Annotated in this window: 13 protein-coding genes; 9 read left to right on the forward strand and 4 right to left on the reverse strand. The window is 59.4% G+C overall.

Translation table 11 applies throughout. The features are described from left to right. Positions 1 to 12: 12 nt before the first annotated feature. The 3 genes from GA0061100_RS07695 to rpsF form a co-directional block, all read right to left on the reverse strand. Positions 13 to 993 carry a DUF2232 domain-containing protein gene (locus GA0061100_RS07695; RefSeq protein WP_075852161.1) on the reverse strand — a complete coding sequence of 327 codons (981 nt, stop codon included), beginning with the start codon at positions 991 to 993 and terminating at the stop codon, positions 13 to 15. 163 nt (positions 994 to 1,156) lie between these two features. After that, the gene (gene rpsR / locus GA0061100_RS07700) at positions 1,157 to 1,405 is read right to left on the reverse strand and encodes a 30S ribosomal protein S18 (RefSeq protein ID WP_004122103.1); all 249 of its coding nucleotides are present in this window, start codon (positions 1,403 to 1,405) and stop codon (positions 1,157 to 1,159) included. A gap of 12 nt (positions 1,406 to 1,417) precedes the next feature. Next, entirely contained in the window at positions 1,418 to 1,864 is a 447-nt protein-coding gene (gene rpsF, locus GA0061100_RS07705; RefSeq protein ID WP_015339354.1) for a 30S ribosomal protein S6, read from the reverse strand. Between the two features lie 387 nt (positions 1,865 to 2,251). On the opposite strand from rpsF, the gene GA0061100_RS07710 reads away from it, so the two are divergent. Together GA0061100_RS07710 and GA0061100_RS07715 are read left to right on the forward strand one after the other, a co-directional pair. Then, entirely contained in the window at positions 2,252 to 2,998 is a 747-nt protein-coding gene (locus tag GA0061100_RS07710) for a histidine phosphatase family protein (protein ID WP_075852162.1), read from the forward strand. A 195-nt stretch (positions 2,999 to 3,193) separates the two neighbouring features. Next, complete coding sequence (locus GA0061100_RS07715; protein WP_244557783.1) at positions 3,194 to 4,342, forward strand: hypothetical protein; 1,149 nt, start codon at positions 3,194 to 3,196, stop codon at positions 4,340 to 4,342. 49 nt (positions 4,343 to 4,391) lie between these two features. Here the strand turns inward: GA0061100_RS07715 and GA0061100_RS07720 are convergent, their stop codons facing one another. Next, entirely contained in the window at positions 4,392 to 5,435 is a 1,044-nt protein-coding gene (locus GA0061100_RS07720; RefSeq protein WP_075852624.1) for an aldo/keto reductase, read from the reverse strand. Between the two features lie 195 nt (positions 5,436 to 5,630). On the opposite strand from GA0061100_RS07720, the gene fabD reads away from it, so the two are divergent. The 7 genes from fabD (at position 5,631) to gmk (ending at position 12,328) form a co-directional block, all read left to right on the forward strand. Further along, positions 5,631 to 6,575: an ACP S-malonyltransferase gene (gene fabD / locus GA0061100_RS07725; protein WP_075852163.1), complete on the forward strand. Its 945-nt coding sequence runs from the start codon at positions 5,631 to 5,633 to the stop codon at positions 6,573 to 6,575. Between the two features lie 25 nt (positions 6,576 to 6,600). Further along, positions 6,601 to 7,338: a 3-oxoacyl-[acyl-carrier-protein] reductase gene (gene fabG, locus GA0061100_RS07730; RefSeq protein ID WP_015339359.1), complete on the forward strand. Its 738-nt coding sequence runs from the start codon at positions 6,601 to 6,603 to the stop codon at positions 7,336 to 7,338. Positions 7,339 to 7,624: 286 nt separating this feature from the next. Beyond that, complete coding sequence (locus GA0061100_RS07735) at positions 7,625 to 7,861, forward strand: acyl carrier protein (protein WP_004122114.1); 237 nt, start codon at positions 7,625 to 7,627, stop codon at positions 7,859 to 7,861. A gap of 114 nt (positions 7,862 to 7,975) precedes the next feature. Next, on the forward strand, positions 7,976 to 9,238 hold the full coding sequence (fabF, locus tag GA0061100_RS07740; RefSeq protein WP_075852164.1) for a beta-ketoacyl-ACP synthase II: 1,263 nt from the start codon (positions 7,976 to 7,978) through the stop codon (positions 9,236 to 9,238). A 211-nt stretch (positions 9,239 to 9,449) separates the two neighbouring features. Then, the gene (gene mltG / locus GA0061100_RS07745) at positions 9,450 to 10,664 is read left to right on the forward strand and encodes an endolytic transglycosylase MltG (protein ID WP_075852165.1); all 1,215 of its coding nucleotides are present in this window, start codon (positions 9,450 to 9,452) and stop codon (positions 10,662 to 10,664) included. 110 nt (positions 10,665 to 10,774) lie between these two features. Next, positions 10,775 to 11,662, forward strand: a complete 888-nt coding sequence (locus tag GA0061100_RS07750) for a YicC/YloC family endoribonuclease (protein WP_075852166.1) — start codon at positions 10,775 to 10,777, stop codon at positions 11,660 to 11,662. A 3-nt stretch (positions 11,663 to 11,665) separates the two neighbouring features. Beyond that, on the forward strand, positions 11,666 to 12,328 hold the full coding sequence (gmk, locus tag GA0061100_RS07755) for a guanylate kinase (RefSeq protein ID WP_075852167.1): 663 nt from the start codon (positions 11,666 to 11,668) through the stop codon (positions 12,326 to 12,328). The last annotated feature ends 1 nt before the right edge of the window (position 12,329 follow it).

Below are 12,329 nucleotides of genomic sequence, written 5' to 3' on the forward strand. Positions count from 1 at the left end.
TTCCTTTCGATATCAGATTTTCGTGTTTTGTTTGGGTGTGTCGGCATCCTTGTTCGGGGTCAGCGATATCGCCTTGCGGGTATCGTAGAGGCCGAGAACAAGGATGATGAAGAGCGGCAGCGTCAGCACGAAGGTCATCAGGTAGCAGATGATCAGCACCGGCAGGCGCCAATCCTTGCCGCGTGTCCGGTAATGCAGCGATGCGAAGCCGGAAACGATGAAGCCCGCGCCGAAGGCACCGAGCACGGCGGCGGCGATGAGGGCCAGGACGCCACCGAAGAAGATCGCGACGATTGCCGCGAGAAAGACGAAGATCGCATTGCGGTTCATGCGCAGCGCCGAGGGAATGTCCTCGCGCGGACGCAGATTGTGGCTCGAAGCCGCGACGATGCGGGTGGCCACATAATAGGCAGCCAGCAGCATCATGACCCAGATCATGCCCCAGGCAATCGGGATCATGTAGAGCATCAGCGACTTCATCTTCGCGATCGCAATCGGATTGAGCTGAAGATCGGGAGATTGCTGGCTCATCGCGCCGATGTAGGCATCGACGACCTGGCCCACCAGATCGGCGCCATAGCCCATGACTGCGCCGGCGACGATGATGACGACCGCGGCGAGACCGCACAGGTGCAGCATGATGTCGGAGAGCGGATACCAGGCCATCAGATTGTCCGGTCCGCCGAGTTCGGAGGCGGGACGCGCCAAATTGGCGAGATGGCTGAGCCATGCGGGGATCAGCGTCAGCAGCAGGACAAACAGCCCGAAATAGATCGAGGGCCCGATGATCGTTCCGACGATGCCGGCCGCCGCGACGGCGACGATGACGGCCATATTGCCCCAGCCGAGGCCGACGATCAGGATCGGAAGAGCGGAAAGCGCGCCGAACAAGATGAACAGCAATGGCTGCACCGTCGCGCCGTACACGAGTAGGGCGGCGGTCAGACCGGCGAGCGCGCCGATGCCAAGCTCTTTTGCGTTCAACTTTTTCACGTCGCTGTCCTGCTTCGTATCGAGCAGTTAGAGGATGCCTTCGCCACGCGGGCCTGAAAGCCGTCCCCAACATGGGGTTTCAAGGTTCCGATCCGCGCCCATCGCGAAAGGGAGAAGGGAAGGCATCGCTGCCTTCCCTTTATTCATTCGGCGTCAGGCGCTATTAGGCGACGACGTAGGGCAGCAGGCCGAGGAAACGGGCGCGCTTGATCGCCTGGGCGAGTTCGCGCTGCTTCTTCTGGGAAACGGCCGTGATGCGGGAAGGAACGATCTTGCCGCGCTCGGAAATGTAGCGCTGCAGGAGACGGACGTCCTTGTAGTCGATGCGCGGCGCATTGGCGCCCGAGAACGGGCAGGTCTTGCGGCGGCGATGGAACGGACGACGGACCGGTGCGGAGGAAACTTCAGACATTCTCAAATCTCCTTATACGCGGTCTTCGCGCGGACGGCGCGGACGGTCTTCGCGGTCACCACGATCCGGGCGCGGACCACGATCGCCGAAGCTGCGCTCCGGGCGGTCGCCATCGCGGCGCGGACGGTCGTCACGGTCGCGCTTCTGCATCATGGCCGACGGGCCGTCTTCGTGCTTTTCAACAGCGATCGTCATGTAACGCAGGACGTCTTCGCTGATGCGCATCTGGCGTTCCATTTCCTGGATCGCAGCTGCCGGAGCATCGATGTCCATCAGGGCGTAGTGAGCCTTGCGGTTCTTCTTGATGCGGTAGGTGAGGGACTTGAGGCCCCAGTTCTCGATACGCCCGACTTTACCGCCGTGAGCTTCGATGACACCCTTGTACTGTTCTACGAGGGCGTCGACCTGCTGAGCGGAAATATCCTGTCGGGCAAGGAATACATGTTCGTAAAGAGCCATGACAGCTTTGCCTTTCTTGCGTTGGTCTGAACCCGATATTCGGCGGCTAAGCCTCAACGACTGCTCCTGAGAGGGTAAACCCAAGCAAGAAAAGCGTTTCCGAGACGGTCGAGAGCGGAGACACGGGAGGCTGGAACGCTTCCGTTCCGACGATTTCCTCACGGAAACCGGCCCTCCGTTCAGCCACCAGCCAGAAGACCGGGTTGCGAACAGGGCGGCTTATACGGATTTTTCTCCGAAAGGCAAGGGTGGGAGCGAAATTATGCCGTTTTGCCCGGAAGCGGCCTCGATCCTCGGGCCAAATCGTGAGCTCCCGCCTGTCGCAGCGTTGCACCCGCCGCGCGCTCCCATATGATGAGAGGCGAATTGCAGCAATAGGGATAGTTCATGCGCATCTTTCTCGTTCGGCACGGCGAATCCCTCGGTAACATCGATGACCGGACCTACCGGCAGTTCGGTGACCACAATGTTCCGCTGACGAAATGGGGCTATCGGCAGGTGTTGACGGCGGGGCAGGCGGTTGCTGTCTATCTGAAAGGGCTGCCATCAGCCGAATTGCGTAAACTGAGCGTCTGGTATTCGCCCTTCCTGAGGACACGGCAGAGCAAGGATGCTTTGCTGGAGATCTTGCCGGCCGATCTCATCCAGGATGTCAGGGAGGATTATCTGCTGCGCGAGCAGGATTTCGGGCTCTTCACCGAAATCTACGACCACGCCGAGCAGAAGCGGAAATTCCCCGACGAATTCGAGAAATGGGCGCGGCTGCGCAACAATAACGGCAAGTTCTATGCGCGCCCGCCGGACGGCGAGAGCCGTGCCGACGTCGCCCAGCGCGTCCGCCTGTTTCTGCAGACCGTCATGCACGATGCCGAAAACGGTAAAAACAATGTCATCATCGTCGGCCACGGCGTCACCAACCGCGCCTTCGAAATGAACTTCCTGCATCATCCGGTCGATTGGTTCGAGCGCTCGGATAATCCGGGAAACGCCGATGTCACCTTGATCGAGGGGCGAAGTTCGGAGGGTTATCGCTCGATCCTGCTTCACAAGTCAGTTGATCGCGTGAAAGGGCAGGATGAGTTGCGCGAGGCCTATGGTTCGGAACTGACGATTGCGCCGAAGGCGGAGCAGTAGATCGCTCGCCGTTGGTTTGGGTTTTCCCGCTGATATATAGGCCTGCTTTTATATCAGGCGCGAGGCCCAACCTTTCGAACATGCACTGCAATCATGACTTGTGAAGCAACTGGACCTATGGAATTCATGGCTTGGCTGAGATGGGGGCGGGCTGTGAGAATAGTAAGGAAAAGTTTTGCTTTGGGGGGCGTTGCTTTGGGCCTTGCCCTTCTCGGTCAGGATGCTGCGGCACAGTTGAGCTACGACGTTCGAACCGCGGATGACGGAATTACCTATATCACGGTGAATGGCAGCTTCGAGGCCGACGATGATTTGAGCCTATTTCGCGATAAGGCTGTTTCCAGCCATGCTATTTACGTCGGCTTCAATAGCGGCGGTGGAAATGTCTACAAAGCATTGGAACTCGGTCGGCTGATTAGATCTCTGGGGCTCAGCACACTCGCTGTAAGAAGCGCCGAATGCTCCTCAGCTTGTTCCCTGTCATTTCTTGGCGGAGTAGGTCGTTTTGCCCACCCGGGCTCGATCGGCGTTCACAAATCTTCGTTCAGCGATACAAAAGGGATGGACGTCGAGGCTGCTGTTGCAGCCGTACAGCAACAGACCGCTGATGTGATCGCCTACATGAATGAAATGGGCGTCGATCCGGGTTTGCTGCAACTCACGCTCAAGTACGACAGAAACGATATGCGCTACCTGTCCTCGAGCGAAATGACGCAGTTTCGGGTAACGACCGTGTCATATCAGGAGCTTCAGGAGTTCGAAGCAAAGCCGTCGTCCAACAAGGCTCCGCCGGCGAGTGCTGAAGCGCGTAAGGCAGCTCAGCCACTGAGCGAGGATTCGCCGCTTCTGCAAGTTCCAATCCCAAGAAGCGGCATTGTTCAAGACGACACAGGGGCGGCCCTGCTAAAGACCAGCCGGGACATGAGCGCCAAGACGATTGCCACTTTTCCCAATGGGAGCGAGTTGACGATCAAGAAGAGCATCGGCGACTGGTATCGTGTATCGATCGGCAAAAAGTCAGGCTATATGCGTCAGACGTCGGTGTGGGTGCGCGAATTCGAAGAAAATCGCTTTGGCAAACAATATATCGAAATAGCCGTCGATCCGTTGTTGAAGACTGCTGTACAGTTGGCCAAGGGGGAAAACCCTCCCATGGCCGTCCATTTGACCGTCCAGGGCCGGTATGCCATTACCATTAAGGACGCCTACGATAAAAATATCGCCCCGCTGGTATATCAGCACCTTATGGGGAGTAAAAAGATCCCCCTCAGTGCAATTATCACCCACGGCAACAACTACGTTCGCGAAATCTGCTGCGGCGCTCCCACCGCAACAGCCGAATAAGCGGACAAACTTGCCCGCTTCTTCATTTTGAATCCTACCGGCGCACTCTTCACATCGGCATCGGATACTTGCGATGCACCTGCTCGATCTCGGCCAATGCCTCTTCCGGTAGCGTCACATAAGCCGAGGCGATATCGGTTTCCAGCTGCGCCATCGTCGTCGCACCGATGATGACCGAAGCCATGAAGGGCTTGGTGAGGCAGTAGGCCAGTGCCAGCTTCGACGGGTCGATGCCGTATTTGGCGGCGATTTCCAGATAAGCCTTTACGGGCGGTTCCTGCAGCGGCTGCAGGCGGCCGCCGATGTCTTGGTTGATCGAGCCGCGCGAGCCGGCCGGGCGGGCGCCGCCGACATATTTCCCGGTGAGGATGCCGCCGGCAAGCGGCGAATAGGCAAGCAGGCCGACATCTTCGTGATGCGAAAGCTCGGCCAGATCAAGGTCGAAATGCCGGTAGAGCAGGTTGTATTCGTTCTGCGTGGTGGCGACGCGCGGCAGGCCCTTCTGCTCGGCAATCGTCAGATATTTCTGGATGCCCCAGGTCGTTTCGTTCGACAGGCCGATGGCGCGGATCTTGCCGGCTTTCACCAGCTCACCCATCGTCTCCAGGATCTCGGTGATCTCGGCGATCACCTTCTCACGATCCTGATTGAAGGGATTGTAGCGCCAGTTCTGCCGGAAATGGAAATGGCCGCGGTTCGGCCAGTGGACCTGGTAGAGGTCGATATAATCGGTCTTCAGCCGCTTCAGGCTGGCATCAACAGCCGCATTGATATTGGCGGCATCCGGACCCTGTCCCCCGCGCAGATATTCGCGACCCGGGCCGGCGACCTTGGTGGCGAGCACGACATCCTTTCGTTTGCCGGTCTTTTCGAACCAGGTGCCGATATATTCTTCCGTGCGGCCTTGCGTCTCTGGGCCAACAGGCGTCGTCGGATACATTTCGGCCGTGTCGAAGAAATTGATGCCTTTGTTGACGGAATAGTCCATCTGCTCATGCGCTTCGGCTTCGCTGTTCTGCGTGCCCCAGGTCATCGTGCCCAGGCAAATCTGCGAAACGGAAATATCGGTGCGGCCTAAATTCTTATATTTCATGGGAAAACCTTGGGGGATGGGAGAAAGCCAAAATGAATGAGGTGGCGAGAATTTAGGCCTGATCTGAGCGAGCGCAAGAAAAAAATCATTGCGCTTCGCAGCCGCAAAAGCCTGTGGCTGCAGGGCTTGCACTATTGACTCCGCCGCAAACAATGTCATTGGGAAGCAAAACGACCCCCAAAAGGACGCTTTATAATGACTGTTGCTTTCACATTTCCCGGCCAGGGCAGCCAAGCCGTCGGCATGGGCAAGGACCTTGCCGACAATTTCGCCGAAGCGCGCGCCGTCTTCGAGGAAGTCGATGAAGCGCTCGGTGAAAAGCTCTCCGACGTCATCTTCAACGGCCCGGAGGAAACGCTGACCTTAACGGCCAATGCGCAGCCGGCGTTGATGGCCGTGTCGATGGCCGTGATCCGCGTGCTACAGGCGCGTGGCCTCGATCTGAAGAGCAAGGTCGCCTATGTCGCCGGCCACTCGCTCGGTGAATATTCCGCGCTCTGTGCCGCCGGCACCTTCTCGCTTGCCGACACGGCACGCCTGCTGCGCATCCGCGGCAACGCCATGCAGGCGGCAGTGCCCGTTGGCGTCGGCGCCATGGCCGCGATCATCGGGCTCGAACATGCCGATGTCATTGCCGTCTGTGCTGAAGCATCCGCGCTCGGCGCCTGCCAGATCGCCAACGACAATGGCGGCGGCCAGATCGTCATCTCCGGCGAGAAGGCTCCGGTCGAAAAGGCGGCCGAGCTTGCGACCGCCAAGGGCGCAAAGCGCGCCATTCTGCTGCCGGTTTCCGCACCCTTCCATTCGACGCTGATGGCGCCGGCCGCAGATGCCATGCGCGAGGCGCTGGCCGGGGTTGCCAAGTCCAATCCGGTCGTGCCTGTCATCGCCAATGTCCGGGCGGCTCCGGTCACTGATGCCGAGGAGATCGCCAAACTTCTCGTCGAGCAGGTCACCGGTCAGGTGCGCTGGCGTGAGACGGTGGAATGGTTTGCCGCCAACAATGTGACAACATTGTATGAAATTGGCGCCGGTAAGGTGCTGACGGGCCTCGCTCGTCGTATCGACAAGACGGTCAACGGCATCACCGTCAACAATGCCGCTGATATCGACACGGCGCTCGCCGCATTGCTCGGCTGACATATTCAAGGAACGAGGGACACACATGCTTGATTTGACCGGCCGCAAGGCCCTGGTAACCGGTGCATCCGGTGGCATCGGCGAAGAAATTGCCCGGCTCCTGCACAAGCAGGGCGCCATCGTCGGCCTGCACGGCACGCGCGTCGAAAAGCTCGAGACGCTGGCCTCCGAACTCGGCGATCGCGTCAAGATTTTCCCGGCCAACCTGTCGGACCGCGACGAGGTCAAGGCGCTCGGCGCCAAGGCTGAGGAAGAGCTCGGCGGCGTCGATATTCTCGTGAACAATGCCGGCATCACCAAGGACGGCTTGTTCGTTCGCATGAGCGACGAGGACTGGGACGCCGTGCTGGAAGTCAACCTGACCGCCGTCTTCCGCCTGACACGCGAGCTGACCCATCCGATGATGCGCCGCCGCTATGGCCGCATCATCAACATCACCTCCGTTGTTGGCGTGACCGGCAATCCCGGCCAGGCGAACTACTGTGCCTCCAAGGCCGGCATGATCGGCTTCACCAAGTCGCTGGCGCAGGAAATCGCGACCCGCAACGTCACGGTCAACTGCGTTGCCCCCGGCTTCATCGAAAGCGCGATGACGGGCAAGCTGAACGACAAGCAGAAGGAAGCCATCATGGGCGCCATCCCCATGAAGCGCATGGGCACGGGCGCGGAAGTCGCTTCCGCCGTCGCCTATCTCGCTTCCTCGGAAGCAAGCTACGTCACGGGTCAGACGATCCATGTCAACGGCGGCATGGCGATGATCTAAAGGAATTGCTGTTGAAGGGAACTTTCCCTCCAATAGCATGTTGAGCAACCCGGAGCCGGCTATTTTCTGGCTTTGCGACGGACTTAAACCGTGTTAAGCGGGCCATGACTGTGAACAGTCGTCCGGAAAATTCAGGCGGACTGGGCCACATTCAAGGCGCTGGGCCGGATCTCAATGCCGGGTTGAACGGGTTTGCCAGCGGCGTCGGAACAGATGCTGCAGGTTTGAATTAGGGTAGGGATGTCACAAGGCATTCTCATCAGGACATAAGGTCGAGGAAACCGACATGAGCGATATCGCAGAACGCGTAAAGAAAATTGTTGTTGATCATCTTGGCGTTGACGCCGACAAGGTTGTTGAAAGCGCAAGCTTCATCGACGATCTGGGTGCGGACTCGCTCGACACCGTCGAACTGGTCATGGCCTTCGAAGAAGAATTCGGCGTTGAAATTCCGGACGACGCTGCTGACTCGATCCTGACGGTCGGCGACGCGGTAAAGTTCATTGAAAAGGCTCAGGCCTAATCTTTCGCGCTTTTTGAAGGGGCGGGCTGAAGAGTCCGCCCTATTTCGTCCGGCGAAGCCGGACGAAGCAAGTTCATACGCATATCATCATAAAAAGACGGGGGTCTGCGGGCGATGAGACGTGTCGTTATCACGGGTACCGGCATGGTATCACCTTTGGGCTGTGGCACTGAGGTGTCCTGGACGCGTTTGCTCGCTGGGCACAATGGCGCACGCCTCGTGACCGAATTCGAGGTCGAAGATCTCGCGGCAAAGATTGCCTGCCGCATCCCTGTCGGCGATGGCACCGACGGCACCTTCAATGCCGACGATTGGATGGAGCCGAAGGAACAGCGCAAGGTCGATCCCTTCATCATCTATGGCATGGCAGCCGCCGATATGGCGCTGGCCGATGCACGCTGGCATCCGGAAACGGATGAGGATCAGATTGCAACGGGCGTCATGATCGGCTCGGGCATCGGTGGCCTCGAAGGCATCGTCGAAGCCGGCTATACGCTGCGCGACAAGGGTCCGCGCCGCATTTCGCCCTTCTTCATCCCCGGTCGCCTCATCAATCTCGTGTCCGGCCAGGTTTCGATCCGTCACAAGCTGCGCGGCCCGAACCATGCGGTCGTCACCGCATGCTCGACCGGTGCACACGCGATCGGCGATGCCGCCCGCCTGATCATGCTCGGCGATGCCGATGTCATGGTGGCAGGTGGCGCCGAAGCCCCGGTCTGCCGTATCTCGCTCGCGGGCTTTGCCGCCTGCAAGGCGCTGTCGACGGACTACAACGATACGCCGCAGAAGGCCTCGCGCCCCTATGACCGCGATCGTGACGGCTTCGTCATGGGCGAGGGTGCCGGTGTCGTCGTTCTCGAAGAGCTGGAACATGCCAAGGCGCGCGGCGCCAAGATTTACGCCGAAGTCGTCGGCTACGGTCTCTCGGGCGATGCGCATCACATCACCGCTCCGTCGGAGGACGGCGAAGGTGCTTTCCGCTGCATGACCTCCGCGCTGAAGCGCGCCGGCCTGACCCCGGCCGATATCGATTACATCAATGCCCATGGCACATCGACCATGGCCGATACGATCGAGCTTGGCGCTGTCGAGCGGCTGGTCGGGGATGCCGCGCCGAGGATTTCCATGTCGTCCACCAAGTCGGCGACCGGCCATCTTCTCGGCGCCGCTGGCGCCATCGAAGCGATCTTCGCAACGCTCGCCATTCGCGACAATATCGCCCCGCCGACGCTCAATCTGGATAATCCGGAGCGCGAGACCGCCATCGATCTCGTTCCGCACAAGGCCCGCAAGCGCGAAATCAACGTCGCGCTGTCGAACTCCTTCGGCTTCGGCGGCACGAATGCGTCGCTTGTCCTGCGCCGCTATGAGGCTTAATAACAACGCGTAACTGTTGGGGCGAGAGTGCCTTGCGGCAATCTCGCCCGCATCCTTGATTGTTGCTGCGCCTTCGTCTTTCTCGGGAATACGGTGCGGACGTCTGATCGGTCGAAGTCGGAGCCTGAAGTTCCGCCTTATCTTCTGAACCTGCTTTTTGCCGCATTGCTTGGCCAAAGAGCAGGCAATGACAAAAGGGAAGGGATTGCCGGTGAGCGATACGAACCAGAGCAACGGAACTGCGAACGGGCAGAAAGGACCGATTATCCCGAAATCGGCCAATGAGGCCCTGCGTCCGGAGCGTGTTCCGGATCCGCCGAAGCGTTCGCGCAAAGCCCGCAGTCAGATGGTCATCTTCCTGAACTTCCTGATGACGCTGGCGGTTTTTGTCGCCGTTGCCGCTATCGGCGGTGCTTATTACGCGTTTTCGATCTATCAGGGTCCCGGTCCGCTGACGACCAATACCAATTTCATCGTTCGCAATGGCGCCGGTCTCAGCGAGATCGCCAATCGTCTGGAATCCAACAACATCATCACGGATCAGCGCATCTTTCGCTGGCTGACGGCCACCTATCTGCATGATGGCGAAACCCTTCGTGCCGGCGAATACGAAATCAAGGCCGGCGCTTCCATGAAGGACATCATGGAGCTGCTGAAGTCCGGCAAGTCGATCCTCTATTCGGTCACTTTGCCGGAAGGGCTCACCGTGCGGCAGATGTTCAACAAACTGCAGGCCGATGTCGTGCTGGAAGGCGATCTGCCGTCGGCTTTGCCGCCGGAAGGCAGCCTGAGACCGGACACCTATAAATTCACGCGCGGCACCAAGCGCACCGAAATCATTCAGCAGATGGCGGCGGCACAAACGAAGCTGGTCGACCAGATCTGGGAGAAGCGCGATTCGAGCGTCCAGCTGGCCAACAAGCAGGATTTCATCACGCTGGCTTCCATCGTGGAGAAGGAAACCGGCCTGGCGGACGAGCGCGCCCATGTCGCGTCGGTCTTCCTGAATCGACTGGGCAAGGGCATGCGCCTGCAGTCTGATCCTACAGTCATCTATGGCCTCTTCGGTGGTGAGGGAAAGCCGTCCGATCGCCCGATCTATCAGTCGGACCTGAAGAAGGACACGCCCTATAATACCTATCTTATCAAGGGTTTGCCGCCGACGCCGATCGCGAATCCGGGCAAGGATGCTCTGGAGGCCGTCGCCAACCCCTGGAAGACGCAGGACCTCTATTTCGTGGCTGACGGCACCGGCGGGCATGTCTTTGCAGCGACGCTGGATGAGCACAATGCCAATGTCAGACGCTGGCGCAAGCTCGTTGCGGAAAAGGGCGAAGATCCCAGCGCCATTGCCGTTGATGGCCAGCCTGATGATGCTGCCGTAGCCCCTGGCTCGGGCGCGCAGCAGAAGAAAAAGACCAACTAATCCTCACCGCGTCGTGGTCTGGATAGAGAGCCCGGCGCGGATTCACTTTACATTGGCCCATAATCCGAAGATTTTCGTTGGATTGGGGATAGGAACTATCGGAGGCTTGCATGGCATTGCAGTCCATGACCGGCTTTGCCCGGCGTGAGGGAACGAGTGGTCGTGGCCGCTGGGTATGGGAGCTGCGTTCGGTTAACGGCAAGGGGCTGGATGTCCGCCTGCGCTTGCCGCCGGGCCTGGAGCGCCTCGAAACGGATGTCCGCAAGTCGATTGCCGATCGGCTCTCACGCGGCAATCTTCAGGTCAGCCTGTCGCTCTCCGTGGAGGAGAGCCGTGTCGAGGTGGTCGTCAACCAGGATGCGCTGACGGCGGTTCTGGCGCTGCGCGATCAGTTGGTCGGCATCGTCGATCCCGCGCCGCTGCGGCTGGAAAGCCTGATGGCTGTGCGCGGACTGGTAGAATTCAAGGAAGCCGAAGAGGATGAGGATGCGGTCGCTGCACGCGACGCCGATATCATGGCCGGCCTTGAGGCAGCACTTGGCGATCTCCGCGACATGCGCCGGCAGGAGGGCGATGCACTCGGCAAGGTTCTGCATGGCCATGTCGCGACGATCGAGACACTGACATCAACGGTCGAGCGCGATCCCTCCCGCTCGCCACAGGAAATTGCCGCGAGATTGGCGACGCAGGTTGCAATGCTTCTGGACGGCTCGTCGGGTCTCGACCGTGATCGGCTTCATGCCGAGGCTGCCCTTCTCGCCACCAAGGCCGATCTGCGTGAGGAGATCGATCGTCTGAAGGCGCATGTGGCTGCTGCGCGCGATCTCATGTCGAAGGGTGGCCCCGTCGGCCGCAAGCTTGATTTTCTTGCACAGGAATTTAACCGGGAATCGAATACCATCTGTTCGAAATCGAATGCAGCGGCCGTGACGGCCGCTGGCATCGAGCTGAAAGTGGTAATCGACCAGTTCCGCGAACAGGTCCAGAATTTGGAGTAGGCCATGAAGCCGGCGACATCCACATCCATTCCGATCGCCCGCCGTGGGCTGATGCTTGCCATCTCCTCACCGTCAGGCGCAGGCAAATCCACGATCGCGCGTAACCTGCTGGAGAAGGATGGCGAAGTCAGCCTCTCTGTTAGCGTCACGACCCGACAGCGGCGGCCGAGCGAGATCGAAGGCGTTCACTATCATTTCGTCTCGCAGCGCGAATTCGAGCGTCTTCGCGATTCCGACTCCTTGCTCGAATGGGCCGAGGTGCATGGCAATTTCTACGGCACGCCGCGCGAGCCGGTAGAGGTTGCGATGGCGGAAGGTCGCGACATGCTCTTCGACATCGACTGGCAGGGTGCCCAGCAGCTGCAGGAGAAGATGCCGGCCGATGTCGTCTCCATCTTCGTGTTGCCGCCAACCATGACCGAACTGCAATCGCGCCTGCATCGCCGCGCCGAGGATTCGGAAGAGGTGATCGCCAGGCGTCTTGCAAATTCAAGGGCCGAAATCGCCCATTGGCGCGAATATGATTATGTCATTATCAATGACGACCTGACCCTGGCCTTCAATGCCGTTCAGTCGATCGTCAAGGCCGAACGCCTGCGTCGCGACCGGCGACATGGCATGTTCGATTTCGTTCGGGATTTGCTGGAAGAAACGCCGAAGCTTTAAG

The organism is Martinezella hainanensis (assembly GCF_900094555.1).
GTDB lineage: Bacteria > Pseudomonadota > Alphaproteobacteria > Rhizobiales > Rhizobiaceae > Rhizobium > Rhizobium hainanense.

Bases quoted from the DNA above. Each gene is read 5' to 3' on its own strand.
- GA0061100_RS07735 (WP_004122114.1), top strand. From the start codon at position 7,625: ATGAGCGATATCGCAGAACGCGTAAAGAAAATTGTTGTTGATCATCTT.
- fabD (WP_075852163.1), top strand. From the start codon at position 5,631: ATGACTGTTGCTTTCACATTTCCCGGCCAGGGCAGCCAAGCCGTCGGC.
- GA0061100_RS07750 (WP_075852166.1), top strand. From the start codon at position 10,775: ATGGCATTGCAGTCCATGACCGGCTTTGCCCGGCGTGAGGGAACGAGT.
- fabG (WP_015339359.1), top strand. From the start codon at position 6,601: ATGCTTGATTTGACCGGCCGCAAGGCCCTGGTAACCGGTGCATCCGGT.
- fabF (WP_075852164.1), top strand. From the start codon at position 7,976: ATGAGACGTGTCGTTATCACGGGTACCGGCATGGTATCACCTTTGGGC.
- GA0061100_RS07710 (WP_075852162.1), top strand. From the start codon at position 2,252: ATGCGCATCTTTCTCGTTCGGCACGGCGAATCCCTCGGTAACATCGAT.
- rpsF (WP_015339354.1), bottom strand. From the start codon at position 1,864: ATGGCTCTTTACGAACATGTATTCCTTGCCCGACAGGATATTTCCGCT.
- GA0061100_RS07720 (WP_075852624.1), bottom strand. From the start codon at position 5,435: ATGAAATATAAGAATTTAGGCCGCACCGATATTTCCGTTTCGCAGATT.
- rpsR (WP_004122103.1), bottom strand. From the start codon at position 1,405: ATGTCTGAAGTTTCCTCCGCACCGGTCCGTCGTCCGTTCCATCGCCGC.
- gmk (WP_075852167.1), top strand. From the start codon at position 11,666: ATGAAGCCGGCGACATCCACATCCATTCCGATCGCCCGCCGTGGGCTG.